Raw genomic sequence first — 26,452 nt, 5'->3', positions numbered from 1 at the left:
AGCGTGAGTACGACGGAGATTTATACGGAGGTTTCAATTAAAAGGAAGAAGAATGTTTTGTCGAAGTTTAACCCGAGAAATAAGCTGAAAATGTAGGAAAAAACCTCCTAATAACTATGAATTATTTGGAGGTTTTGCGTTGTTTAAAATCAATCTTATTACAAATGTACAAGGAGGGTTATATGATATTCTTTTGTTTTTCAAGTAAAGATCGTCATGCCATAGTGGAAGCGATACTTTACCACATTAGGAATTATCGAATTCCCGTCTGGTATGACCGTGATCAGATGCTTTTGGGAGACGAACGTAATTATAAAAATTTTGTTGAAGGAGTAGAAAATTCTTCGTACGGAATTATAATTTTGAGTCCAAATTCAATTCAGTCTCATTGTGCCAACGAAGAAATTGATTTAATGTACGATAAATATTTAAATGGTTCGATGCACATTTTTCCAATATTCTTTAATCTTTCTGCAAATGAAGTTCCCGAAAAATACGGATGGATGAAACAATTAGTCTACAAAGAAATACTGCCTTCCATTGACGTTTATTCAACGTGTAATCATATCATTTGCAAATTTTTATCAGACGAGCTAATACAACATGAAAGTCAAAGCTTAATTTCATTAGAAAAAAGAATGAAATCAATAAAATGTGATCTTTTTATCTTGAGTTTAATTCAATCTTATTTGGAACTTGATGAAAAAAATTTCAATTCTCGAATAGCTTTATTGTATGCGGGTTGTTGTTATATAGAGTTTAATTATGATTTGCATACAATCCCTTCTTACTACACAGCAGGCTTCAAAAAGTTATTTAATGAGACTAAGCTTTCATTAAAAGTCGATCTAAGAGATATATTAATGATTGAGAGTCTCTTCTTATTATTGGTTAGCACTGTTGTTATTAGCAGCTTCACTGAGAATGTGTAAAATAAGTTTTGCTATTGCTTCAGGGTCTTTTTCTGTTCTTAAATTATCTATTGTTTTAGAAAGGTAAGGATATTCATTTATATTTTGTTTAACTTCGTTCCAGATCACTTCTGCCTCGTAACCAGTGCTTCCAACCGGAATTATAATCATGTTGCGTTCTTTTGCAATTAAAAATTCTTGATAAACACCTTCGCTATAATGCCCTGTTTTTTCAACAGAGCCTTTTTCAGTCGTGCTTCTACTTTGACCGAATAAAAATATTGCTGCACTACAATCATGTTGCATGTTGATTCTATACTCTTGTTTTTTATCTTCCGAAAGGTTCGTATGAAATGGGAAAGGTCTCATAGAGAGATAGTTTTCCTTATTCTGGATCCCTTGTTCCGCCAGATATTGGTAAGAATATCCTGTGATTAAAGTGCCTAATCGTTTCCCTACACCAGTAGATATTCTATATTCGTTTTTAAACAACGAAGTCACCAAAGCAAGAGATAAGTCATCAGATTGAGTCACTACAGATTCTGGAACTTTGTCATATGCACCAGATATAAATACTTTTTTTTCTTTGATCTTATTGTTTAAACTTTTTAATAAAGGAATGATTTGATCCTCTGTTATACAAATAACTTGTATGTTGTATCGGTGTTTAAGATCATTGACCATATGCTCAAATTCTCTATTAGTTTTTTCGTTTACTAGCATAACAGCATAATGAGTGTTACCTTTTCCGTTAAGCAACCGATTTATCGAACTGAGGCAGTCAAGCACAAGAGCATCAGTAAAACTGTAACCAACGAAGAGAAAAGTATTTGCAATTAATTCTTTTTTTAAAAATGTCAAAAATAAAGAATGGCTCTCTTCATAACATTCATAATCATTTTTTGTTATAATCATTTTTTCTGAATCACGAATATCACCATTCAACTTATAAATGTTTACCTTCTCATTTCTGTTGATGTTAGTTAAATTTTTTTCATTATATATCATAGTGTGCTTTATGAGACGACGGGTTAATTCTTGTTCAATTAAAGGATCATAATTTGTTGTCCATATATTATTAAAATTCATATCAATCAACTCGCTTAAAACATTATTTCCTGGTTTGATCTTATCAATTTCATCATTCACTTTTTTTCTTAATTTAGTGTCAGTGTATTTATTGGCATAATATTGAGCTATTTTATATAGATCAGTATTTTCATTAATCTCAATTTCCAACTCAATAGCCAATGGTTCAAATAAAGATCCCCAAGTTACATGTCCAGAGTTTCGAGAAACACCTGATCCAATAAATAATGAAGATTCATTATTTATTGTTTGTTTAGAAAACTCATTTAAGAAACTATTGAGTTCTCGTTTTGTTTCTCTGAGTAAACGATCTGCTACTTCGTTATTTTCTATACTCATTATTAACCTCCAAATAATTCATAGTTATTAGTATCTAACTTATTAAAAATCATCGAACCATTTTCAAACCTAATTACCTAGCAACCTCCACAGTATACCATTAACTTGCATCTGTTAAATAGCACTAAAATATAGAAATTTAACAACAAAAAAGCACGATTCGAATGGGTTTCGAATCGTGCTTTTTCTAACTCCCAGCCTTACCCCAAATACTCGTCCATCCACCCCGCAATATGCGACAACCGCGCCACTCTGAGCGATGGATGCCCGCCTCTCGACAGATCATGGCTCGCCCCAGGGAAACGAACCAATCGCGTTTTCCGCCCAAGTCGTTTCAACGCGATATAATACTGCTCGCCTTGCTCGATCGGGCAACGTAGATCCTGTTCGCCGTGCAGGATCAGGATCGGCGTACGAACCTGCTGCACGTATGCGATCGGCGAGTGTTTCCACAGCAGTTCGGTGTCCTGCCAAGCATCGCCGCCGATCTGGTCTTCCGTGAAGTACGGGCCGATATCGCTGACGCCGTAGAACGACACCCAGTTGGAGATCGAGCGTTGCGTGACGGCGGCTTTGAAACGGTCCGTGTGGCCGACGATCCAGTTGGTCATGAAGCCGCCGTAGCTGCCGCCCGTCACGCCTAGGCGCGACTCGTCGATGAACGCATACTTTTCCAAAGCATGGTCGACGGTTTCCATTAGGTCCCGATAATCGCCTCCGCCGTAGTCTCCGCGGCAAGCGTTAACGAACTCTTGTCCGTAACCGTGACCGCCGCGCGGGTTGGAGAAGATGACGGCGTAGCCTTTGGAAGCCAGCAGCTGGAACTCGTGCATGAAGGTATTGCCGTACATCATATGCGGGCCGCCGTGGATTTCAAGGATGGTCAGCACTTTTTTCGAAGACGAATCGTCAAAACCTACCGGCTTCATGATCCACGCCTGTACCTTCCAGCCGTCTTTCGTCTCGACCCAGAAAGATTCCGGCGCGCTCAGTTCATGTTCGCTCAACCATTCGCTGTTCGAGTCGGTCAACCGCGTTTCTTCCTTCGTCCCCGGAGAGAAGCGATACAGATCGCCCGGATTCAACGGATCGGAGATCGCCACGACGAAGCCGCCCGCGTGATCCGGAGTCAATTGATACACGTCACGGTCGCCGTCCAGCAGCACTTCATGACCGGAACCGTCCGCCGCAAAACGTGCCAATCCCGCGTTGCCGCGTTGCGTGAACAGCGCGTACACGGAGCTGCCGTCCTCGGAGAACAGCGGTTCCGGCGCGCCGAGACCCGAACGCATATCGCCGACCACCACGTTGCCCACATACAGATCGCGATCGGTCACCAGGGAAGTAATATCGCCGCCTTCGACCGGAATACTGTACAACCGATTCAGCGTCGCATTGTGGTATGACCGATCGCTGCCGAAGAACGCAATTTTCGAACCGTCCGGCGAAAAGGCAGGTTGTCCGATTGTCCATTTCGAATCGGTCAGCTTGCGGCGATTGCCGCCGTCCGCGTCCGCTACGTACAGATCGCTCACCAGCAGCAGGTCGGGATCGCTGTCGTCGCCTTCCTCGGGAATATAAGCGGAAAACGCGATCTTCGAGCCGTCCGGCGACCAAGCGAAAGCGCCCGCGTCGAAATCGCCGGATGTTACTGCTTCGGCTTCGCCGCTCACGGCGTCCACAACGAACAAATGCGTCCGTTTGCCGTTCCACAGCCCCGATCCGTCTCCTCTGTAGCGCAGACGGTCGATCACGATCTCCTTCAACGGCTTATCTTTGGAATCTTTGTCTTTCGACTTTTCCGCTTCCTCTTCGGAATCGTTTTCGCCGACTTGCGACGAAACAAGCAGCTTCGAGCTGTCCGGCGACCATCTGAACGCTCCGACGCCGTTCGGCAGACTCGTCAGCACGCTGGCTTCGCCGCCGGATGCAGGGAGCAGCCAGATTTGACGCTTGTCGCCGTCTTTGCGGGTAAACGCCAAATGAACACCGTCAGGCGACCACGCCGGGGAGGCGTCCTGCTCGCCCGAAGTCATCAAAATATCTTGGCTTCCGTCGGCGAGAAGGGCGCGAATGCGGGTGATGTACCCGTCGCGTGCCTCGTTAACCGTCCGCTGCGTATACACGATGCGTCCGTCCGCTTTCGATACGTCAGGTGCGCCCACCCAGGTAAAACGATATAAATCTTCCGCAAGTAGTCCACGTTTTTCACTCATTGCCTACGCCTCCTATGTATAAGTCGCGATTTCGTATTCTTTCATGATACGGGATGCGTGAATAATCGGCAAACGTAACAAGCAAAGGAAGTTAGTAAAAAATAAGAGGGGCTTTTTTATTTTCAGAAACCTCTCTTTTGCGACCTCCGATTCATTGGCTGGTGGTTAAATATACCGTAGAATCAATATTAATCGACGAAGAAGACATCAAATGCACGTTTTCGGAAGGGTGAAACAAACAGCAGATGAAGGCGACGGATGAGATTTTGCGAGTATGGAAACGGTTCGACGACTTTCCAATGGAGACCCTGACGAAAGCCTGGTTGCACGCAAGCGGAGATCGATTTAAGCCTAGGAGCGTTGCTTTGATGCGGGAACAACGTGACCTGTATGGGACATCTGGCAACTGCTTTGATCTGGCGCTGTGGCTGATCGACGAGCTGCGAAGCGAAGGAATCGTTTGCTATCCGGTCGGCGAAAATCTCGGAACCCAAAAAGCGCACGGCGCGGTGATCGCGATAGATAAAGCAGGCAAACGATACCTGTGCGACCTCGGCGATCAATGGATTCAGCCTGTGTTGGTCGATCCCGGCGCGGAGGGCTATACGGAAGCGGAACTGCCCGGCTTTTTCCCGGGCGCGCGCATTGCGGTCTTCTCGGACGGCGTTCAGGTAAAGATTCGCTATATCCGCCCAAACGGGAAAGAAAGTCAGTCGGTGCTTGGTCTGGAGCCTGTCGGCGAAGCGGAATTTTGGGAAGCGGCGGCTTTTTCGCAGAGTCTGTTATCGCGGCCTTTGGTCGAAAAAAGGATGAATATCTGCACTACCGGACGCGTTGTGCACTGGGAATACGAGCGAGGTCAGACCAAGATCAGCAGCGATCGCGGATTATTTACAGAAAGCGAGCCGCATGGCGAAGAGACCTGGGCCAAACGCATTTCCCGACGCTCCGGTATCGACGAGACCGTGGTTCGCATGGCGCTGGACGTGTACGAGGCGGAAGGATTGATTTGAATTTGGGTTAAAAAAGGACGGGATGCGGCGATGAAGCCGCGTTTCCCGTCCTTTTTGCGTAAGGAGTCGCGCGGCTGTTCGCCGCGTCTTGCATGTGACGTTTCAGCACCGCGCAAACCCGCGGTGCGAGTCGGTTACGCCGCTTTCCGCTATAAAGTCGTATTCGCAACTTCGCCGAGCGGATGACGGCGGAATTCTTCCGCGAACTCGGCGAGCCAGTCTTCGCCGAAATCCAGCGCCCCGTCGCACAGCGGCGCAATCTCCGCATCCAAACCCATCGTCCAAAAACGTCGGACGAGCCTGAAAATTTCCACGGCTGCTTCGTCAACAGCCGAGAAAGGCCGGATAGAGCGATAGCCTTCCAAAAAGGCTTGCCAAAGCGGTTCGATCCGCTCGGACTGCTGCCGTTTGCGATTTTTGACCTGGGCCAAATCCCATGCCCGCCAGCCCGGCGCGGCAAATTCGAAGTCGAAATGCGTGAAGCGGTCGCCCTGCCGCAACGCGTTATTGTTGCCGTGCATATCGCCGTGGCACAAGCCGAAATCCAGTCCGCCGGAGACGGCTTCGGAAGCAGCCGCTTCAAGCCCCTGCGCGTAGCCGCGCAGGAAAGGCGCCTCCGGATGATCCTCGCCGATCTGGGCGAGGATCATCCGGAGCGGAGCGCGGAGCAGCACCTCCGCGTCCGCCGGCGCGCGCGGCGGCAGGGGCTTGGCGGCGCGTGCCTCGCCGCTGACCGCGCGCGTTGCGCGCTCCGGCGGCTCCGAAGCAGCCGCATCGGCCGCGCCTTCCGCCGCGCGGCCGATGCCGCGGACGGCGCCAAAGCCGCCCGCCGTCCGCGGCGATACCCGGTCCATCGCCGCGTGAAGCTCGGCGGCGGACCTCCCGAACGCGATGCAGGAAGCTTCGTCCTGCATCGCGTCTTCCGCGCCTTCGGCTTCGCGGAACAAAGCCGCGAAGCGAACGCCCTCCGGCGCAGGCAGCGCCGAAAACAATCTGCCGTCCGCAAGCCGCACGGCAGGCGAAGCTTCCGCTGCCGTGCCGAGCAGCTCCGCTTGCAGCCGTTCGAGCAGCTCCAGCTCGAACGCAATATCGCTTTCGCGCACTTCGGCGCGATAGATCCGCAGCATGTACGCGCCGCCGTCCTGCGCGCGGACGCGGTAGGTATCGTTCAGGCCGCGCAACCAGTAGCGGCATTCGGTCCACTTGCCGAGGTCGTAAAGGCCGGACAAGCGGCGTTCTACATAAGCCGAGCGAAAAACGGAGCGGCTGGCGATCGGTTCTTCGTCGTTTTTTACATGTTCAAACTGAGACTTCGAAAGATTCATGGCTGCAAGGCTCCTTTTTATGCGGTTGAGGACCGATGCCGCCGCGTCAACGCCGATTCCGATTCATCCAATCCAGCGCGTAATCGACCATTTCCCGCTGCGGCATAAGAAAGCTTGGGGCGTCGCCGATTCGTCCTTCGCGAACCAAGGCGGTATCGGTCCGGAAATCGTCGAAGATCCGGCCGAAATCGTCTGAGTCATTATTGATATCCGTATAGGTCGTCCAGCGTTCCGCGCCGTCGATCCGCATTTTGACGCCCCATATTTTCGGTTTGACGAAAGTGTTGCTTTGGTTGTACTCCGCCAAATGCAGCGACGTATTGGAATCGGTCGGTGCGCCGAGCAACAGGATTTGCGCCCCGCGTTCGTACAGGCGTCCGAGCGGAGAAGTCCCGCTTAGCGCGTAATGAAGCGGGTGATGTCCGGCGATTGCTTCCGCGTCCGCTCCCCAAGCGGCAAAGGACATATGGGGATGATCGCTGCGGCGCACGCCTTTTTGCTTACGGAAAGTCTCTGCGATAAAGCCCATATAGGCCGTCGGCGTCAGGTCGGGATGGTAGAGCGGCATGCCGTTTTTGATCATCTGGATTTCGTCCGCTGTCAAGCTTCCGTCGTATTCGTCCGGCTCGCATAGCTGCTCCGTCTGCGTCGGCATGACCAGATTTCCGGTTTCGCCGATCGCGTCTTCGAGCGCCGAAATGACGGATACCGCTCCGCCTACAGTCCGGCCGATCGAACGGAGAGAGGTATGGGCGATGACGGTCATGCCCGGAGCGACGCCGAGCTTGAGCAGATCGTTTGCGATCGTCTGCCGGGTATGCAGGTTGCGACTAGTTTCCATTGAACGCGGCTCCTACGGAAGCGTCAGCCGACGGATCAGGCCGCAAGCCGCTCAGATGCTGTTCGACGCGCTTCAGCATATCTTCCGGGCATCCGTCCATGCCGCGCGGAAAGACGGCAAGGCCCGCTTGCTGCGCTTCGAGCAGTTGGCGATGATTGGCTTCGATCACCATGCCGCGGATTTTGTCTATGATCGTTTGCGGTTCGGCCAGCGTTTTGATGAGCCGATACATGTCGTCCTTATCCTCGCGCTCGAAATACGCTTGCCGGACAACGTCCTCGTCCGGAGCCAAAAAGACAACGCGACGATGCGGCGCGATGGCGGCGATCGTCGCAGCGGAAGCTCCGCCTTCGAACACGACCGGCTTGTCCGCGCCAAGACGGATTAATTCGACGACGTGCATGCCGAACGCTTCGCCTTCCATATCGTGCAGCCACTTTGCATACGCGTCGGCCGGACGTCCGAAGTATTCTTCCCAATCCGTGAAGTGTCGCGCCATCGCGGGCTGTTCCGCATGGGAGGCCCGCTGCTTAAGCGGCCACATCATCTCGTCGGCGTTGTAGTGGAACATGCCGTATTTTCGGCTTAAATGTTGGGCCAGCGTCGTTTTACCGCCGCATGCGCCGCCCAATACCCAGTATACGTTTCGAAGCGCATGAGCAAGGATGTTGTTGGCCAAATACATGACGAATCCTCCTTGAATCGTGATTTGCTTACGCCAGCCGCTTGGTGAACGTATCTTTTTACAGTTCTGCTGCCAATATCTCGTAAAACCATTGATCGTGCCAGCTTCCGTTCATCGACAACTCCTGTCGGAATACGCCTTGCCGCCTCATGCCGATCGCTTCCATGAGTTTGGAGGACGCCCGGTTGCCACAGTGACACATACCGACGATTTTATGCGCATTCAACGTTGAAAAGGCGAAGTTAAGCAGCAATTTCGCCGCTTCGCTCCCGTAACCGTTTCCCCGATACTCCGGCAGCAGCGCGTATCCCAGTTCCCAGCTTTGACGATGCTCGACATAGCTCCACATCTGCATCAGACCGATCGGTTGGGATGTTGGACCCTTTTTCAAACGAATGGTGAAGTTATGATGATGCGCAGATTCGGCTTGCTCCGCGTATTTCCGCTTGACTGCCTCACGGTCCGATTCTACATGCTCCTCGAATGACCAGATTGCAGTATCGCATTCGAGATCGCATATGAAATCAAGATCCACAGGAGCGACGGCCGTTAGGATTACGCGATCTCCAACGATATTCATGGCTGTATGCCTTCTTTCTTTTCCGTCAGCGGATAAGCCGCGATCATTTCGCCCCAAGGAGCCAAGCCTTCTTCTGTAAATCCGACTTTGGCGTACAATCGGCGTGCCGCTTCATTATCGGGATGGTAGCCCAGCCGGATTAAAGAGGTTCGATCGGGCCTTTCCTTAACGACTTCGACCACTTGCCGAATTGCCGTCGAACCGTAACCGAGATTTTGATACCGTTCGTCGATCATCAATCGATAGATCCAGTACATACCGTCATCCGGGTCGAGACCGAATAAGGCATAGCCGACTGCAATGTCTTCCTGGTAAATAGCCAAACTCGAGAAGCCGATCAAAAATTGGGCTTCGGCAATCGAATGCAGGTTCGAAGCGATGAAGTCGCTCTGCTCCGGCGTTACGCGTAGAGCCGCACAGACTTCCCAGTTATCTCGATGAAGTTCTGCCAAACGGATCATAAAAGCTCCTTTCGGGCATACCGCTTGATCGCAAGAGAATCTTCGATGGCTATAGCGGTCGTACCATATGAATATCGAACGGTTCTTTCCTCAACATTTCCGGATCGGGTTCCATCGTATTTTCACTGCCCAGACTGCGATAAAATCCGACAGCCGAACTGCTTTCTGTCGATGAAATGTACAAAAATTTCGCATGGCGTGCGGACGCTTCGCGGCTCAGTAGTTGCATCAAGCGCGTACCGATTCCGCGTCGGCGGTAAGGCCGTCCGACGTACATCAGATCAATGGGCATCGTATCGTTTTGAGGTCCGATTCTACGATGTCCCAGCAAACCGAAGCCCGCCAAGCGATCGCCGTCGTAAGCACCCATCGCTAATCCTCCGTTTTCCAACTCGGAGCATAAGCGAGACTGAAGTTCTTCAAGCTGTATAGCGTCCCAAGCCGGACATTCCTGCCCGGTTTCGATCCAGCTTTCTTGTCCGTCTTCAATCCGGCAAATTTGCTCGATCCATTCCGAACGGTCGATGTGAGCGAGATGGTCCACATCGTCAAGGCCCATCTTGCGAAAAACAATAGCAGGGCGCTTCGGAGCCGTCTCGTTTGTTCGTGTTGTTATGCTTGGTTCCTCCTAAGCCGCAAGCCGGAGCCGTCATCATCGTTGGGCGCGCCGATTGCGTTTATATGGATTTTTATTCTTCGTCCAATTTGATCACGTCCCAGGCCGCGAATAACGAGAATCCGGAAGCTTGGGCCAATCGGATAGAAGAGAGATTATACGGCTGGCAACGATATTGGGGTTCATAGCCCAGCCGTAACGCCTGTGCGCTGATTGCCCGTACCGTCTGATTTCCGAAGCCTTGACCTCGGAACTGCGGCAGCGTGATCACGCCCAGGTCCGCGAAGGCGGTTCCGCTCCACGGATACATGCTGGCTGCCGATACCAGTCGGTTGTCGACGAAGCAGCCGAGCACGAGCCAATGATCCAGCTCGACGAACGCTTCATCCATATCGTCTTCCGGCGCGTCCGAGACGAAAGCTGCGAAAGCGTCGGCATCTTCGGACGTCAACTGTCGAACCGAAGCCGGGAAGTTTTCGTGAGGCAGAAGCTTTTGTTCCGCATCCGAAAAATAAAACAGATGGTCCGCTCCGTTCAATTCGATGCCCGCAAGCTGCAACGCTTCAAAAATCGTCTGTTTATCCGGTTCGCTGCCGGGCCTTAATCCGGCTCGCTGCGCCATTTGCGGCAGCATAGAGAGAAAGCCTCCCGATCCGACTGGATCAAGCAGCATGACGCCTCGGGACGGCGGAAGCTCTTGATCGACGATGATGCGGTATTGTCCGGGCTGCGGACGATCACGATCGGGCAGCCAATACCGGTTAACCTTTTCGGAAAAAGCAGGGAATGAAGAAGTAGGTTCAAACATAAGAATCGCTCCTTTTTCTTGTCAGTCATGGATCGTGAAGATGCTAAACCGACGCTTGCCCGCTTTTGTCGCATTCAGGCGGGACGCGATGCTTCGTCTGTTGTTCAAAAACATGCGCAATCCGAATCAGCATCGCTTCGGAAAAAGCAGTCCCGGTGAATTGGACGCCGACAGGTTTGCCTTTTTGCGTATATCCTGCCGGAACGACAACGGATGGGTAACCCGCCCGCGCCGCGATATCCGCTCCCTGATAACCGGGGAATAAGAGCGCGTCCAACTTGTGTTCCTTTAGCGCGGCGTCGATACCGCGCACGCGCGAACGTTCCAGATTACTAAGCAGACTGTTTAAATACTGCGGTTCCGTCAACGTCCCGCTATGTTCGTCCGCATGAACGAATAACTCCTGCCCGTATTTGAGCGCCTGATCCGCGTGTTCCAGATTGAAGCGGATCACGTCTTTCAGGGAGTGGACCGGAAGATGGGAGGGCAGTTTGGCCAAATAACGGTTTAGCGAGGTTTTCAGCTCCAACCAGGCAACGCCGTAATCCCAATCTTCGCGTGCGGAAGGGATGTTGGCGTGATCGACGATCTTGGCTCCGCATTGAACAAGCGCTGCGATTGCTTTTTCGGCCAACTCGGCTTCTTCCGGATCAATGTCGTCGAAGTATGCGTCGCGCGGAATGCCGATCGCGATGCCGGTTAAATCAGTGCTCTTCAAGCTTTGCGAGTAGTCGGGCTTCATATGAACGGAACTGCCTCCTGTCACGGGATCGTCAGGATCGGAGCCGCTGATTGCTTGAAGCAGAAGTGCGGCATCCGTGACCGTTTTACCAAACGTGCCGATCGTATCCTGGGTGAAAGAGACCGGGATAACGCCGGATCTCGATACCAATCCGACTGTGGGCTTAATTCCGACTAGCGAGTTTTGACAAGCAGGGCTTAGCACGGAAGCGTTGGTTTCGGTACCGAGCGATGCAGCGGCCAAGCCTGCGGCAACCGCGACGGCTGAGCCCGAGCTGGAGCCGCCGACGAAAAGCTCGCTCGGTCCGTAGGGGTTTAACGTTTGTCCGCCGCGCGAACAGTAACCGGCAAACATAGTAGGAGACATGAGGTTGGCCCATTCGGTCATATTGGTTTTACCGAGCAAGATCGCGCCGGCCTCACGCAACTTTTGCACGGCAAACGCATCCGCCTGCGCATAATGATCGGCTAGAGCTAAAGAACCGGCGCTGGTGTGCATGCCGTCCGCCGTATCGATATTGTCTTTGACCAGAATGGGGATGCCGTGCAGCGGCCCGCGAATTTTTCCTTGCAGGCGCTCGGCATCCAGCAAATCGGCAATCCCGAGCGCATCGGGGTTCAGCTCCAATACGGAGCGCAGCTGCGGACCTTCCCGGTCCAGCATGGCGATCCGCTTGAAATAAAGCAGAACCAACTCTCGCGATGTCAGCTTGTTTTGTTCCAGCAGGTTTTGCAGCTCGCCGATTGCGGCGGATAAAAGCCAGGAGGTATCCTTTTGCAACAAGGTCATATGTCAATCTCCTTCGGATTCGCGTTTCGAGTTGAACGGTATAGCGCCAACAGTTCCAGTACGGGAATGCCTTCTATACTCATGCCTGCGTACTTGCATCCAGCGAAAGAAGCGTTCGATAGATCGGTACTGTGTACAGACATTCCGCGCCAATCGCTCCCGTGTACCTCAGCATTTTTTAAGCTAACATTCGTTAACGAAGCTTCACTCAGACGTACGTTTTGCAGTGCGGAATAAGAAAGATTACAGTCAGTCATCTTGGTTAGCGGCAGCTCGCAACGTTCCAGCAAAGGAGGGGTCTCATCAACGTGGACATCGTGAATATAAATGCCGTTCAGCGACGCATGGCAGATTTCGGCCTCGTCCAACGTGGAATCGCCGATTGTCATGCCGCGAAGATTCGCGTTGGTGATCTTGCATTTCGACAGATTGCAATCCGAGAACGACGCTTCGGCCATATGCAGGCGGGAGTAAGAAGACCGGGACAGATTACAGCCCATAAAGTCGGTGTCGGTTAGGTCGCAATCGCGGAAGTCGGCTTTTGTAAAGGAACGGTTTGCGACAAGCTCGGGGTTCGTCGCAGCGGAAATCGTTGTTTTGTGTTCGTTTTCGGTCAACGCTTCTCTCCTCGAATCAGGTCGGTCCAGCGACTCGCTGTTTACCGCTCTCTTTTTCACGTAATACACATAGGCTTCGTCTTCACCGCTGCGAACATACCCGTTTTTTTCGTAAAAGTGCAGGTTGCGCGGACTGTTTCGGATGCTGTCCAGCGACCAGTCGGTAACCTGCGGATATTTTCGTTCGATCAGATCCAGAACGAGAGAACCGATTCCGGCCCCCTGGCAGCTCGGACGCAGATACAAACGATCAATTCTCGCATGTTCGCGACCCGTCGTGGATACGAGTACCACCCCGGCCAACGTTCCCTGATACATAATCTTGTCGTAACGGCCCGTGCGGGCGTGATAGCGCTGCATATGGACGGAGTCGAAGCCGGGAATAAAAGGGCGTTCGTCGCCCGTGTACCATCGCCGCTTCTCGTCGGCTTCGACTTCGATCATCAGCCAACGAATTTCTTCCGCGTCTTGGAGCGATGCCTGTTGAAGCCGAAGCTCTTTCGACTTTGAGGAATCGTCGGGATCGCATATCGGATGTTCGTTCATCTGTTCCTCCTTGCATAATGCTTGTACACGCCGTCTTCCAGCTTAACCTCGCCCAGGTCCTCGAAGCCGCATTTTTGCAGTACGCGGTTGGACGCGATATTGTCGGGCTTGGCGAAACCGTGAATGACGTTCGTATCGGTGTTGGCAAACAGCCAATCGGTAAGGGCGGTAACGGCCTGCGTCATGTAGCCTTTTCCCAGGCAATCCGCTGATAACCCGTACACGATTTCGCGATTGGGAACAGGGAGCTCGTCTTTGAGCCCCGTGCAGCACCAGCCGACGAATCGTCCGCTAGAGCGTTCGATCACCGCCAGCCGAAGCGTGTGAGCGTCGATCCGTCCGGCTTTTTTCGCGTTTTCCAAAAAGGCCCGGTTGCCCGGGATCTCGTAATCGCGCAGCCAAAGGCGGCGGGTCTCCCGATCGACTTCCCAATCCGGCAAAAACTCGCGAATATGCGGTTCTGCCGTTATGGCGCAAAAGTCGTCCAAATCTTCGGGCAGAAATTCGCGCAGCAGGATGCTGTCGCATTCAATAGTAAAAGGGTGCACGACCATCTCTCCTTGTCGGGGCGCGGACCAAGGTCCAAAGCAAGTCGTTCTCCGACTCGCCTAATCAAAAGGATATCCGCATCCGCAGCAGGGCGCGTCTTCGAGATTCGAATACGCGCCCGCGTTCAATTTTGTTTTTTTAAAGCTCGGTCGCGTAGCGGTGCTCTTCGGTCTCGATCTCGAAGCCTGCCGATTTGTAGACGCTCAGCGCGTTTTCGTTCATCGCTTCCACGTCGAGTTCGGCATCTTCGCAGCCGCGGCCATGGATTTCATGCAGCGCCCGCGCCAACAGCGCCGAAGCCAGGCCTTGTCTGCGATACGGTTCGCGAACCAGCACCTCTTCGATCTCGCCGGTCTCGTTGTCGGCAATCCAATACATCAGGCTCGCCACCGGGCGTCCTTGGTTATGAATTTGCAACAGCCGCCACTGATCTCGTGCTGCGAGGTCGGCCAACCGTTCCGCGCCGAGCGGCGTCTCCGGCCAGATTTCCAGATCCAAGGCCAGATAGTCGTCTGCTTGTTGGGCAGTCAGCGTATCGAAAGTTTGCCATTCGAAGCCTGTGGGCAGTTCCGGTTGCGGAAGCTCGTTATCGGTATATTCGTTCAGATCACGACACATGCGATATTGTTTTTTTAACAGGAAAAATTCCGGTCGTCCTGCGAAAAAGGCGGTATTGTCCGTCTCTTCCGCAAAGTTGCCAAAGCAAAGCAAGGTGTCGTGCGAAGCCGGAAGGCCGGCCTTCAACTCCAGCGCCCGGGCGTGCATCGTATCGTACATGGCGCTGAGCAGGGCAGTGTCTTTCTCATATGCGGGCAGCGTTTTGATATTGAAAAAGATGCGATGTTTGACGGACGGATCGGCATTTTCGGGCACGACGCTGAACGTCTCGACTTGGCCTTTGGCAATCATCGCGTCTCCGTCAAAAGCGCAGTAGACATTCGGCCAATTATCTTGACTGCCTACCCACCAGAAGATGACGCGTTTCCCTTCTGCGGTTTGATTATGAAAGGCACCGAGTGCCGGGAAGTCGCTTTCGCGAAAATTTCGGATAGAGAACGTAGAATTCGAATCGTTTCGATCAATAAGAGAGTTCATGGGAAAAACCTACCTTTCCGGCAAGTATTCTGCCTGATTTTAGTATGCAACAAGCAGAGGAGGAAGAAATGAACCGATCTTGCGCATCTTATGATAGAACGCTTTCAATAGGTGGAAGCTTACGGCTGACGCGCTCTCCTTTTTTTGTTAGGATAGAAGAAATGACGGAGTCTGGAAACGATCAGGCCGGGACGGAAGAGAGAAGACCAAATGAACGAGAGATCGCAGCAGTACCCGGAAACGAACAAGGAAATCGAGAAACTGACCGCCGAGCGGACTTTGATTGGCGGAAGCGATACGATCCATACGATCGAACGCGTACTCGGAGAGGTGGAGCGCAGACTGGCGGACAAGATCGTGTTGGACGAATTGGCGGAGCATGTCCATTTGTCCAAATTCCATCTGCACCGTTTGATGCGCGCCGCGACGGGTCTGCCGCTGATGGAATATATTCGCGCCCGCAAACTGTCCGCAAGCGCGCATGATTTGTTCGAACAACGAAGCGGGGCAACCGTGCTGGACACGGCGCTGGCCTACGGTTTCGACCACGAGCAATCGTATATTCGCGCTTTTAAAAGGCAGTTCGGTGTGACGCCTGCGCAATTTCGCCGAGGCACCTCAGAGATCCGGCTGGTCGAGCGATACGATACGTCCGTGCTCAAAGAGATCCGGGAAGGCGTCGTATTCGAGCCGACTTTCGTGATGAAGCCGCGCAGCCTGTACGCCGGGCGAAGAGCGACCATTCCGATCGCGGAAAACTTCGAGCGCTATACGGCGAACGCGCACGGCGTCTCCTTTTTCTACGGTGAGCACGGGAAGATTCCGCATAAGCTGAAGCCGAGCGTCTACATCGGACTGACCTTGTACCCTCCGGAATGTTCGCCGAAAGCGACGGATTATTTGACCTCTGCGGAGGTTTCTTCATTAGAAGGATTGGATCGTGATTGGGATACCGCGATCATTCCGGCAGGCAAATATGCGGTGTTCACGTACATTGGACGCTTTCATCCCGAAAACCTGACCATTCACCAGCTTAACGATATTTGGAACTACATGGACGAATGGATTATGCGCTCCCCGTACGAACAGGCACACGGTCATCACTTCGAATATATCGATGCGGCGCTTGCGAGAGAGGACTACTGCGAAGCGGATCTATATCTGCCGATTCGGGATCGCGAGCGTTAATAGCGCAATCATGAAAGATTTTTCATCCATTTATCATGATGTAATCCGAAACCTGGGGCGCTTCGGCGGAGTATGTAACGCACAAACTTCCAAGAGGAGAGTGCATATCGCATGAAAAAGATCATTTTAGCCCTAACCCTGTTCGCCGTTCCCCTTGCCGGTTGTTCGGCGGTCGAGGAGGTCGGACGTTCCGTCAATTATACAAGCGACGCGGTCGCGTATATCAATGACGCTTCGCAATGGGCGCAAGACCTGCCGCAAATGGCCCAAGACGCTGCAACCGACCCGCAAGCTCAAGAACAGCTGAAGCAAGAACTGGACCAGGTGCAGCAACGCGCATCCGAATTCGCCCAATCTGAAGTCCCTGAATTCGCACAAGGCATCCATCAACAGCTGACCGGATATAACGAAACGCTGAACACCCAGATCGACGAGATTCAACAACGCATCGAAGCCGGCGAGTTCACGCCCGAACTGCTCCAAAATTCCCAGGTCATGCAAACCATCCAAGACATCCAAGGCCTGATGGATCAGGTGCAGCAGTTGGGGCAATAAAAATAAGTTTAAATCTTCTTACTCACTCCTGCCGTTGAGAAGCCCGATTTACGTGGAAGCGCCAGGTGGCGAAGGGAGAAATTCAGTGAAAGACGCCTTTGAACGAAGTGAGACAGCGTCTTTCACGAATTTCTCCCGCAGCCACCCCCACGCTTCCCCGCAAATAAGGCATCTCAACCCCCGACAACTCCGCACAACCCGCAGCTGTTTGCACGAAACCACCATTAATTTATAACCTTCCCGAATCCCTTGTCGGCGTCAGGTTCAACTCTCTATAATGAGCAGAAAACAGAAAGGGCGATTGCCGATGAACGTGATTCTGCTCAAACATTTCGATTTCGATGACCCTGCCGTATTTACAGGCTGGGCCGAGTCGGAAGGCCATCGCCTGACGATCTTGAACCCGACGCAACAACCGCTTGATCCGTTGCTTCTGGACGACACGGATCTGCTCATCATCGGAGGTTCGCCGACCAGCGCGTATGAAGAGGATCAATACCCTTGGCTTGCGCCGGAAAAAGCTTTTGTCAAACAAGCAATCGACCGTGAGATCAAAGTCTTCGGGATTTGTTTCGGTGCGCAAATGCTGGCCGAACTGCTCGGCGGCCGTGCCTATCCGCATTCTCTGAAGGAGATCGGCTGGCATACCATTCATCGTAATAATGAAGCACATCCCGCGTTGGCCGCGTTGCCGGACAGCTTCCGTTCGCTGCAATGGCACGGGGACACATTCGATCTGCCGCCGGGCGCGACTTTGCTCGCAGGTTCCGAATATTGTGCGAATCAGGCTTACGCATGGGGCGAGCACGTGCTTGCGGTGCAGTTCCACTTGGAGACTTCGTCGCCTTGCATCAACACCATGCTGGATGTTTGGGAGAGCGATTTGAAGCCGGATACCCCTTCGATTCAACGCTCGGCGGACATTGTACAAGAGAGCGAACGAACGGTGGAATCTTTTGCTATGCTGCGTGGAATTCTGAATGCTTTCGCGGATATGAGTCCTGTTCAGAAAGTTTAAAAATTATTACAATATTTTTCTTGAAAACCTCTGTACCGACCAGTAATTTTCGGTATAATCTTTCATGAGAAGAGGTCGATCCGGAGATCCCGAATCGACCGTTTTTTTGTGTCCGGCCGAAAAAGATGGATAAGAAGAGGAATACCTTCGACTTGAATATAAACCGTTTTCGGTAAGCTGGGTAAGATCTGGATATGAAAGACGGTCATGGAGTTAAATCGTTCTTTATTTTAAAGTTACAGGTGCAAGAAGCTGAAGGAGGACTGAACGACGTTTGAAAAAGTTAGTCTGGATGGGGAGCCTGTTTTATCTCCTCATGGGTTTCATCAAAGTTACTGTCGCTTCGATTATTACGGTGCTGCTGCCGCTGTATGACCGTGTGTACACGGATGCCGGCGCACTGATCTTCATTGAATTTGGCGCTTCGATCTTCGGCATGTTGATTCAACCGTGGCTCGCGAACCGGATGTCCAAAAAGACGATGCTGCATATCGGAGCCTGGGGCGTTGCGGCTTCGTATCTGCTAATCGCGTTCCTGCCGTCGTGGCCGCTGCTGTTAGTCGGGTTCGCCTTGGCAGGTTTCCTGGGCGGCATTATCGAGTCGGTCATCGCCGCCGTCATTTTGGAAGGCTTGCAATCCAATGCGGCGATCGCAATGAGCCGATTGGAAGTTGCTTTCGGCGTGGGTTCGCTGATTCTTCCATTGGTGATCGGCATGCTGATCGTGAGCGGGTTCTGGAATTATGCGCTGTTCGGTATTGCGGCGTACTGCATATTCCTGTCACTGTTTGTCCGGTTCGTTCGCTTCGGAGACGCCGAACCGCTGTTCAAACCGGCATTTAAAGCCGAAGTGCCACATGCAGTTCCGGCCGGTGCGGCTTCATCCGGTCCGGTGGGCGCTGTTGTGGCTGCCGCTGCAACCAATCACCCGTCCGCAAGCAAGAAACGCATTCTTCGGGCGCCGGGCGCGTTGATGCTGCCCGCCTTCATCTTGTTGTTCTTCTTCTATGGAGCGACGGATATCGGCTTAGTTAACTATCTGCCTTCGCTAATGTTGGAGACAGGGATGGCGGACGCGGCTACGGCTCCGATCAGCGTAACGGTGTTCTGGGCTGCGATGATCGCGGGTCGGATGTTCGCGGGATACGAAGCGGAGAAGCTGGGATATCGCAAATACCTGTTTATCCATTGGGGCGGGATGATCGTGCTGCTATCGCTGTTTGCGGTCAATCGTAACGCGGCTATCGGCTATGCGCTAATCGTCTTGCTGGGTCTGACGCTGTCGGGTCTCTACGTCGTCACGCTCGTCTATGCGAAGACATTGATGCCGCGAAATATCGCGCGCAACACCAGCATCTTGATGGCGGGCTGCGCGGTCGGCGGGGGATTGTTCTCCGTCACGGCAGGACGCATGCTCGACGCGCTGCCGCCTTCCTATGTGCAATGGATGATGGCCGGGATCGCGCTGCTGAGTTTGTTGACGTATATCGTGTACGCGAAGGAGCGTCAGGCGAAGCCGGCTTCGGAATTGGCGCAGGCATAGGATTTCCTTTTAAACGAATGAGCGTTAAGCCGCTTTGCCTTTCCGGGCAAGGCGGCTTTTTTGCTGCATTCAAGTTCTTTATAATAAACACAACGGAATCAGGCAGAAAGGAGCGATCAAACGCATGAACTATTATTTCTTAGAATCCCAGCTGCCGAAAAGCGGATACGTGGACGGCAGCTTAACCTTCATGCCTGAACTAGAGACCTATTACAGTCAGATCCACACCCTTTTACCTGTCGATACGGTCGCCGAGGTCCTGCTGGATTCGAGCATTCGCAATCTCAAAAACGACTACTTTCATACCACCGGCGGAGCCAAGATCGTATCGGACGCGTTCAAGGCTTTATTGGAGCAGCAAAAAACGGACATTCAATTCATTCCGGCAACCCTGCGCTATCACAACGGCCGTCCGGTCGAACGAATCTATTGGATCGCGCACCTTCCGGGTGAGATCGATTGTTTCGACTACGAACGTTCGGACTATGGCCGCAAAGCGGTCATTGCCGCTTCCGTGCACGAGCCGCCCCGAAAACTGATCAAAGTTATATTCAAAGCCTATTTGGACGCCGAAAAAGTGGACGGCCGCGAGTTTTTCATGCTGGCGCATGTCCTCGCGTTAAAGCCCATCATCTCAAGCGAGTTCTACGAAATCTGCAAAAAGCATCAAATAAAGCTAAATGTCACGCCGCTATAATTTGTACTATTAAAATTCAAAATAATCCTTCTTCCCCATACCCGCCGCCGCTTCTCTCCGTTACAATGAGGAGATGATTCAAAGGCAAACGGACGTGTTAAGCATAAATCAATCGCATCGGCGGAACTTTTTCCCATTTCCCAGTCCGTGGTAGCTCGGCTACAGTCTCTACAAAACTCAGGCGAAAGCGGAGGTCGACATGGAAACAGAAGCGCTCAAAAATGTTGAATTACTGGCACTCAAAAAGCACAAGATCTACAAGCAAAGCGTCGTCCGCTACATCCTGCGCTCGGTCCTGGCAAGCATGTTCATCGGCTTCGGCGTCATCGTGGCGTTCCGGACAGGCAGTTTCTTCTACTTGGAACATTCCCCGCTCACGTATCCGATGGCGGCGATCACGTTCGGCGCGGCGATCATCCTGATCTCCTACGGCGGCGGCGATTTGTTTACGGGCAATACTTTCTACTACACGTACGCGGCGCTGCGCAAAAAGCTGAGATGGATCGAAGTGGTCAAGCTATGGATCACGAGCTACATCGGCAATATCATCGGGGCGGCCTTTTTCGCGGGCTTCATCTTCCTGACGGGATTGTTCGCTTCGCCCGATATCAACGGTTTCCTGCTCAACGTGGTGCAGCACAAGATGGAAGCGCCGACGAGCGAGCTTTTCTTCCGCGCGATTTTGTGTAACTGGTTGGTCTGCATGGCGTTCTTCGTTCCGATGTTCATGAAGGAAAACGGAGCGAAAATGTTCGCGATGATGCTGTTCGTCTTCTGCTTCTTCATCTCGGGCTACGAGCACAGTATCGCCAACATGTGCACGTTCGCAATCGCGCTGGTGGTTGACCACCCTGCGGAGATTTCGATGGCGGGCGTCGTGCACAATCTGATTCCGGTGACGCTCGGCAATCTGGTCGGCGGCGTCGGTCTGATGGGCTTCATGTATTACGTGGTCAACAAGCCGTTTTTGGATGAAGAAGACAAGCTGAATCAGAAATAATCGGTTGGGAAAAAGGAAGAACGGGAGAGTCGCCGAGGCGCTTTCCCGTTCTTTTGCGTGCGGAAAAACGGACGGCGGCGCGCGGATCGAAAACAAACGTTGCAGGCGTCGCGGCCTTATTCGTCTTTTGCCCAAGGTTGCGTTACACTCAAAAGGAAAGCAAGAGACAAGAAAGGAAAGAATGCGAATGAGCGTCAAACGCCGTCTCTACCTATCGAATATTCTCATGCTGATTCTGCCGATTTTGCTGGTGATCGTCACTGCGATCTGCATGCTGTTGATCTATCAAGGCGTTACCGGCTTTCGCGGAGGCCCTCCTATGAGCAACGGGGAACAGCTTCAGAATCGGATGAACCAAGCGGAAAAGCTATCGAATCAATTGGCTGCGACAACGGACATGCAGCAGCTTGAGCAGATCCTGGGCGACTTCAACCGGGAGCGCCGAGAGTCGGGCGTTCAGGCTTCGTTATATTCGGAAGGACAGCGCCTATATCCGCCGGATTCGTCGGTCGCCTTGCCGGCGGATATCGGTGCGCCGCAATCCGCGTCTTCTGTCGTCCTGACGGATCGGTATGCGATCTATCGTTTTCCGGCAGGGCCGTACACGCTGGCTCTGACCGATACGTCCTTTAATATCGAGACGAATAGATCGCAGCGCTCCGTGTATGTGGGGATATTCATGCTGGCGCTGATTACGGGGATTGTGATTTTTACGAACCGTTTCCTGACCCGATTCGTCGTGCGCAGCATCGCGGGACCAATCGATACGCTGGTCGAAGGGGTGCACCAGCTGCGCGACGGCAATCTGACCTATCGGATTTTGCACGAGAAGCAGGACGAGTTTGCCGACGTGTGCCGGGATTTCAACGAGATGGCCGCCCAATTATCGGAGATGGTGGAAGAGCGCCGCAAAAACGAAAGCAGCCGCCGCGAGCTGATTGCCGGCATTTCGCATGATCTGCGCACGCCGCTGACTTCAATCAAAGCCTATTTGGAAGGTCTGGAAAAAGGCATCGCCGTCACGCCGCAAATGCAGGCCAAATATTTTGCGACGATCAAAGGAAAAGTCGAACATCTGGAACATATTATTAATCAGTTATTTTTGTTCTCCAAGCTGGATGTCGGCGAATTCCCGCTGTATCTGGAACGCGTCGATCTGGGCAGCGAGATGGAGCGGTTGGTCGGTGTTTTCGCGGCCGAGTATCGTCCCAAAGGGCTGGATCTCACGATTGAAGGGAATCTGCCGCATGTCGCCGCTAAAATTGACGTGGTGCAGTTCCGCAACGTGATTCAGAACGTGCTGGAAAACAGCCTCAAGTATACGGACAAGCAGCGGGCCCAAGTCGTCGTCAGCGGAAATGAAGGCGAACAGACCGTCGAGATTCGCTTGACCGACAACGGTCCAGGCGTCGAAGCGGACGAGCTGGATCGGTTGTTCGACGTCTTTTACCGGAGCGACGATTCGAGAAAGCGGACAGAGCTGGGCAGCGGCCTGGGGCTTGCGATTTCCAGCAAAGTCATCGAGCGGCTTGGCGGACATATCAGCGCGCATCGGGCTCCGGCGGGCGGATTGAGCATTCGAATGGTGTTGCCGAAAGAAAAGGGAGTGGAAGACGGTCATGAAAAAAATTCTGATTATTGAAGACGATATGTCGATCGCGGAGATCGAGAGGGACTTTTTGGAGATTGAAGGCTTTGCAACGGATATCGCACCGGACGGGCACGAAGGGCTGCGTCTGGCCAATACGGGCGAGTACGACATGATCCTGCTGGATCTGATGCTGCCGGGCATGAACGGATACGAGCTATGCCGGGCGGTGCGCGAAAAGACCGATATCCCGATTCTCATGGTCACGGCTCGGCATGAAATCTCGGATAAGGTGCGCGGGTTGGGACTCGGCGCGGACGATTATATTGCCAAACCTTTTTCCCCAACCGAGCTGATCGCCCGCGTCAAATCGAACCTGGCGCAGTACGAACGCTTGACGCGAAACCAGGAGCCGGACGCCAAACGCGAAGTGAAAGCGGGGCCGATCCGGATCAATCCGCTGACCCGCCGGGTATTCGTGCGCGAACGCGAGATCGAGTTTAAAAACAAAGAATTCGAGCTGCTGCTTCTGTTGGTGTCCAATCCGTACATCGTGTTCAGCAAAGAGCAAATCTACGAACAAATTTGGGGCATGGACGCGATCGGCGATCTGAAGACGGTAGCCGTACATATTAATCGCTTACGTGAAAAGGTGGAAGCCGATCCGCAATCTCCCGATTATATTCAGACCGTATGGGGCGCCGGGTACCGGTTCAAATTATAGAAATAAGCAACTGTTAACCATCGGTTTACCTTTTGTTTACCTTTGCCTGCCTTCTTGTTTAACTGGCCTTGTTATGCTGAACGCATAAGGTTGAGGAAGGAAAGAGGAGGAAAACAATTGTCGAAACTGAGATTAACGGATATCAAGAAATCGTATCATAGCGGGGAAGTCGTGCATGCGTTAAAAGGGGTGTCGCTTGAGTTCAGATCGAGCGAATTCGTCTCGATTCTCGGACCGTCGGGCTGCGGCAAAACGACGCTGCTCAACATCATCGGCGGGTTGGATCGCTACGACGAAGGCGATCTGACGCTGGGCGGCAAATCGACGAAGCATTTTAAAGACAAGGACTGGGATGCGTACCGCAACCGTTCGATCGGCTTCGTGTTCCAGAACTATAACCTGATCGGCCACCAGACCATTTTGCAGAACGTGGAGATCGCCATGACGCTGTCCGGCATCTCCGTATCGGAACGCCGGGAAAAAGCGAAAAAAGCGCTGGAATCGGTCGGTCTCGGCGACAAGCTGAATAAGCGTCCCAACCAACTGTCAGGCGGACAAATGCAGCGCGTGGCGATCGCCCGTGCGATCGTGACGGACCCGGACATCATCTTGGCGGACGAGCCGACGGGCGCGCTGGATAGTCATACGAGCGTGCAGGTCATGGATATTTTGCGCGAGATTTCGAAAACGAAATTGGTCATTATGGTTACGCATAACGGCGATCTGGCGGAAGAGTATAGCAGCCGGATCATCCATTTGCGCGACGGGGAAGTGTTGTCCGACAGCCGCCCGATCATGAGCGACGCCGAACGCGGCGAACATGCGGAAGAAGTCGCGGTTTTGCCGAACGCGGCAGCGAAAGATGCGGACGGAGGCAAGCTGAACGTGGGCAAAACCTCGATGTCCCTGGGAACGGCGACGTCGCTCTCGTTCCGTAATCTATTGACCAAAAAAGGCCGTACGCTGATTACCGCTTTCGCGGGCAGTATCGGGATTATCGGCGTGGCGCTGGTGCTGGCTCTGTCGAACGGATTGTCCAACTACATCACGACGCTGCAAGCGGAGACGTTGGCCGGATTCCCGATCACGGTTACCAAAGGCCCCCAGCAGATCGTCGCTCCGACCGGTCCGCCCGACGAATTGACAGGCGGAGGAGGTTCGGGCGAAGGCGAGTTCCCGGACGGCGACGTGCTTCGCGTAGCTGAAGACGCTGCGGAAGCCGAATTGCACGTGAATACGCTGACGCCGGAATATTTCGATTATATCGCCAAGCTTAAGCAGGAACTGCCGGAAGCGGTCAATGCCGTTTCGTACAGCAGCGGCGTGGAGATGAACGTGCTTGCCAAAGGCGGCGACGATGTCGTCAAGTTCGAGACCTCTTCGTCGGCAGGCGGGGCAGCCGCTTCGATGCCGGCGGGAATGGGCAGCAGCGCGCCGACCTATTGGTCGGAATTGTCGGGAGACGAGGGTTACGTTCTCTCCATGTACGATCTGATCGGAGACGGCAGCCGTTACCCGAGCGCCGCGAACGAAGTGGCGATCGTGGTGAACTCGTATAACGAAGTCGACAAAGCCTTTTTGGAAAAACTCGGGTTGAGCGCGGGCGAGACCGATTTCAAATTGACCGATTTTATCGGCAAACCGCTGCTCAAAGTGATTCCGAACGACGCTTATTATACGGAGGATGCAGGCGGCTTGTTCGCTCCCGCGAGTGCGGCGGGGTATGAAACGTTGTATGACGGAAACGAAGGGACCGAGCTGACCGTAACCGGCATTTTGCGCTTGAAGCCGGATAGCTCGTCGTCCGGCGGCTTGTTGTCGGAGGGAGTGGTTTATACGCCTGCGTTGACGGAATCCGTAACCGAGAACGCTTCGACTTCGGCGATCGCCGCGGCGCAGCAGGACTCGGACCGCGATGTCGTATCGGGTGCTCCTTTCGCCGAAGATGCGATGAAGGATGCAAGGTTGCAGGCGTTGGGCGCGGATACGGAGCCGACGAGCATCAACATCTATCCGAAAGATTTTGCGGGAAAAGAAGAAGTGAAGGCTTATCTGGACGCCTATAACGACGGTAAATCCGGTGATGACCAAGTCGTTTACACGGACCTGTCCGAAATGATCGGCTCGGTCGTGCAAACGATGCTGGATACGGTATCGTACGTGCTGACGGGATTTGCGGGCATCTCTTTGGTCGTCTCGACGATCATGATCGGGATCATCACGTACGTCTCGGTACTGGAGCGGACGAAAGAGATCGGAATTCTGCGCAGCATCGGGGCGAGAAAGAAAGACATTTCCCGTCTGTTCAACGCCGAGACGCTGATCGTCGGCTTCACGGCGGGAGCGCTGGGAATCGGGATTGCCTACTCGTTGACGCTGGTCATTAACCAGGTGCTGAACGGCATTATCGATATTCAAAATCTGGCTCAATTGTCTCCGGTTAATGCCATTGTGTTGGTGTTCGGCAGTATGCTGCTGACGCTGATCGCGGGACTGATTCCGGCGAAAGCGGCGACGAAGAAAGATCCGGTTATCGCGTTGAGATCGGAGTGAGGGAGATCCTGTTCGGGGGGGAAGCGAGGGCCGGCTGCGGGAGAAATTACAAGCATAGGCTTCCGAAGTGCATTTCTTCGAAATGCTTCACAGGGCGCTGTCTCACCCGGGGAATTGAAGTTTGAATTTATATTCAAACTTCAATTCCTCGGGTTCAAAGGCGCCAACATGTTGCTGAATGTTACCGCAGGTTTTCTTCGAAATCCTGTATTTCACTGAATTTCTCCCTCCGCCTAAAGCTTCACTAAGGAACAGGGCTTTGTGGATAGGTTTAGGAAAGGGCTGTTCCAAAAACCGGAGATCGGTTTGGGGGCAGCTTTTTCGTTTCGCGGAAATGTGTTACCGATGTGTGGGTCAGAATTGG

24 protein-coding genes are annotated in these 26,452 nt (G+C 52.6%); 11 read left to right on the top strand and 13 right to left on the bottom strand.

The annotated features are described in order from the left end of the window. Positions 1-182: 182 nt before the first annotated feature. Positions 183-932, top strand: coding sequence for a toll/interleukin-1 receptor domain-containing protein (locus tag SACSAC_RS24415; protein ID WP_037291049.1), 750 nt, complete (start codon positions 183-185; stop codon positions 930-932). Here the strand turns inward: SACSAC_RS24415 and SACSAC_RS24410 are convergent. Together SACSAC_RS24410 and SACSAC_RS24405 are read right to left on the bottom strand one after the other, a co-directional pair. Beyond that, complete coding sequence (locus SACSAC_RS24410) at positions 885-2,339, bottom strand: SIR2 family protein (protein ID WP_037291048.1); 1,455 nt, start codon at positions 2,337-2,339, stop codon at positions 885-887. The two genes, SACSAC_RS24415 and SACSAC_RS24410, sit on opposite strands and share 48 nt — an antisense overlap. Positions 2,340-2,539: 200 nt before the next feature. After that, positions 2,540-4,555 carry a S9 family peptidase gene (locus SACSAC_RS24405; protein WP_037291047.1) on the bottom strand — a complete coding sequence of 672 codons (2,016 nt, stop codon included), beginning with the start codon at positions 4,553-4,555 and terminating at the stop codon, positions 2,540-2,542. A gap of 368 nt (positions 4,556-4,923) precedes the next feature. On the opposite strand from SACSAC_RS24405, the gene SACSAC_RS24400 reads away from it, so the two are divergent. Beyond that, positions 4,924-5,568 carry a hypothetical protein gene (locus tag SACSAC_RS24400; RefSeq protein ID WP_051507385.1) on the top strand — a complete coding sequence of 215 codons (645 nt, stop codon included), beginning with the start codon at positions 4,924-4,926 and terminating at the stop codon, positions 5,566-5,568. Between the two features lie 149 nt (positions 5,569-5,717). Here the strand turns inward: SACSAC_RS24400 and SACSAC_RS24395 are convergent, their stop codons facing one another. The 11 genes from SACSAC_RS24395 to SACSAC_RS24345 all read right to left on the bottom strand — a co-directional run bounded on the left by SACSAC_RS24395 (position 5,718) and on the right by SACSAC_RS24345 (position 15,222). After that, a complete protein-coding gene (locus tag SACSAC_RS24395; protein ID WP_051507384.1) occupies positions 5,718-6,893 on the bottom strand; it encodes a phosphotransferase enzyme family protein in 1,176 nt (391 codons plus the stop codon). Between the two features lie 46 nt (positions 6,894-6,939). Beyond that, a complete protein-coding gene (locus tag SACSAC_RS24390; protein WP_037291045.1) occupies positions 6,940-7,734 on the bottom strand; it encodes an AAC(3) family N-acetyltransferase in 795 nt (264 codons plus the stop codon). Then, the gene (locus SACSAC_RS24385; protein ID WP_037291044.1) at positions 7,724-8,419 is read right to left on the bottom strand and encodes a hypothetical protein; all 696 of its coding nucleotides are present in this window, start codon (positions 8,417-8,419) and stop codon (positions 7,724-7,726) included. The genes SACSAC_RS24390 and SACSAC_RS24385 overlap by 11 nt, the downstream gene beginning before the upstream one ends. Positions 8,420-8,477: 58 nt before the next feature. Further along, positions 8,478-8,999, bottom strand: a complete 522-nt coding sequence (locus tag SACSAC_RS24380) for a GNAT family N-acetyltransferase (RefSeq protein ID WP_037291043.1) — start codon at positions 8,997-8,999, stop codon at positions 8,478-8,480. Continuing rightward, positions 8,996-9,460, bottom strand: a complete 465-nt coding sequence (locus SACSAC_RS24375; protein WP_037291042.1) for a GNAT family N-acetyltransferase — start codon at positions 9,458-9,460, stop codon at positions 8,996-8,998. The genes SACSAC_RS24380 and SACSAC_RS24375 overlap by 4 nt, the downstream gene beginning before the upstream one ends. 49 nt (positions 9,461-9,509) lie before the next feature. After that, entirely contained in the window at positions 9,510-10,004 is a 495-nt protein-coding gene (locus tag SACSAC_RS24370; protein WP_245608694.1) for a GNAT family N-acetyltransferase, read from the bottom strand. A gap of 145 nt (positions 10,005-10,149) precedes the next feature. Then, entirely contained in the window at positions 10,150-10,884 is a 735-nt protein-coding gene (locus SACSAC_RS24365; RefSeq protein WP_037291039.1) for a GNAT family N-acetyltransferase, read from the bottom strand. A 43-nt stretch (positions 10,885-10,927) separates the two neighbouring features. Beyond that, a complete protein-coding gene (locus tag SACSAC_RS24360) occupies positions 10,928-12,415 on the bottom strand; it encodes an amidase family protein (RefSeq protein ID WP_051507383.1) in 1,488 nt (495 codons plus the stop codon). Continuing rightward, the gene (locus tag SACSAC_RS24355) at positions 12,412-13,578 is read right to left on the bottom strand and encodes a GNAT family N-acetyltransferase (RefSeq protein WP_051507382.1); all 1,167 of its coding nucleotides are present in this window, start codon (positions 13,576-13,578) and stop codon (positions 12,412-12,414) included. The genes SACSAC_RS24360 and SACSAC_RS24355 overlap by 4 nt, the downstream gene beginning before the upstream one ends. Then, positions 13,575-14,126: a GNAT family N-acetyltransferase gene (locus SACSAC_RS24350; RefSeq protein ID WP_245608693.1), complete on the bottom strand. Its 552-nt coding sequence runs from the start codon at positions 14,124-14,126 to the stop codon at positions 13,575-13,577. The genes SACSAC_RS24355 and SACSAC_RS24350 overlap by 4 nt, the downstream gene beginning before the upstream one ends. Positions 14,127-14,265: 139 nt before the next feature. After that, positions 14,266-15,222, bottom strand: coding sequence for a GNAT family N-acetyltransferase (locus tag SACSAC_RS24345; protein ID WP_051507381.1), 957 nt, complete (start codon positions 15,220-15,222; stop codon positions 14,266-14,268). 210 nt (positions 15,223-15,432) lie between these two features. Between SACSAC_RS24345 and SACSAC_RS24340 the strand changes: the two genes are divergently transcribed. From SACSAC_RS24340 to SACSAC_RS24300, 9 genes are all read left to right on the top strand, one after another. Further along, positions 15,433-16,410, top strand: coding sequence for an AraC family transcriptional regulator (locus SACSAC_RS24340; RefSeq protein ID WP_037291037.1), 978 nt, complete (start codon positions 15,433-15,435; stop codon positions 16,408-16,410). A 111-nt stretch (positions 16,411-16,521) separates the two neighbouring features. Next, complete coding sequence (locus SACSAC_RS24335; RefSeq protein ID WP_037291036.1) at positions 16,522-16,965, top strand: DUF6376 family protein; 444 nt, start codon at positions 16,522-16,524, stop codon at positions 16,963-16,965. Between the two features lie 277 nt (positions 16,966-17,242). Beyond that, positions 17,243-17,983 carry a type 1 glutamine amidotransferase gene (locus tag SACSAC_RS24330; protein WP_245608692.1) on the top strand — a complete coding sequence of 247 codons (741 nt, stop codon included), beginning with the start codon at positions 17,243-17,245 and terminating at the stop codon, positions 17,981-17,983. A 274-nt stretch (positions 17,984-18,257) separates the two neighbouring features. Continuing rightward, positions 18,258-19,526: an MFS transporter gene (locus tag SACSAC_RS24325; protein WP_156951090.1), complete on the top strand. Its 1,269-nt coding sequence runs from the start codon at positions 18,258-18,260 to the stop codon at positions 19,524-19,526. A gap of 124 nt (positions 19,527-19,650) precedes the next feature. Further along, positions 19,651-20,223, top strand: coding sequence for an imm11 family protein (locus tag SACSAC_RS24320; RefSeq protein ID WP_037291033.1), 573 nt, complete (start codon positions 19,651-19,653; stop codon positions 20,221-20,223). Between the two features lie 199 nt (positions 20,224-20,422). Continuing rightward, entirely contained in the window at positions 20,423-21,223 is an 801-nt protein-coding gene (locus SACSAC_RS24315) for a formate/nitrite transporter family protein (RefSeq protein ID WP_037291032.1), read from the top strand. Between the two features lie 187 nt (positions 21,224-21,410). Further along, positions 21,411-22,865, top strand: a complete 1,455-nt coding sequence (locus SACSAC_RS24310; RefSeq protein ID WP_051507379.1) for a sensor histidine kinase — start codon at positions 21,411-21,413, stop codon at positions 22,863-22,865. After that, positions 22,843-23,535 carry a response regulator transcription factor gene (locus SACSAC_RS24305; RefSeq protein WP_037291031.1) on the top strand — a complete coding sequence of 231 codons (693 nt, stop codon included), beginning with the start codon at positions 22,843-22,845 and terminating at the stop codon, positions 23,533-23,535. The genes SACSAC_RS24310 and SACSAC_RS24305 overlap by 23 nt, the downstream gene beginning before the upstream one ends. A gap of 117 nt (positions 23,536-23,652) precedes the next feature. Then, complete coding sequence (locus tag SACSAC_RS24300) at positions 23,653-26,088, top strand: ABC transporter ATP-binding protein/permease (RefSeq protein ID WP_051507378.1); 2,436 nt, start codon at positions 23,653-23,655, stop codon at positions 26,086-26,088. Positions 26,089-26,452 lie beyond the last annotated feature (364 nt).

This window comes from Saccharibacillus sacchari DSM 19268, assembly GCF_000585395.1.
Lineage (GTDB): Bacteria > Bacillota > Bacilli > Paenibacillales > Paenibacillaceae > Saccharibacillus > Saccharibacillus sacchari.
Note: the sequence above shows the minus strand (reverse complement) of the source record. Positions and strands in the feature narration are given on the sequence as shown.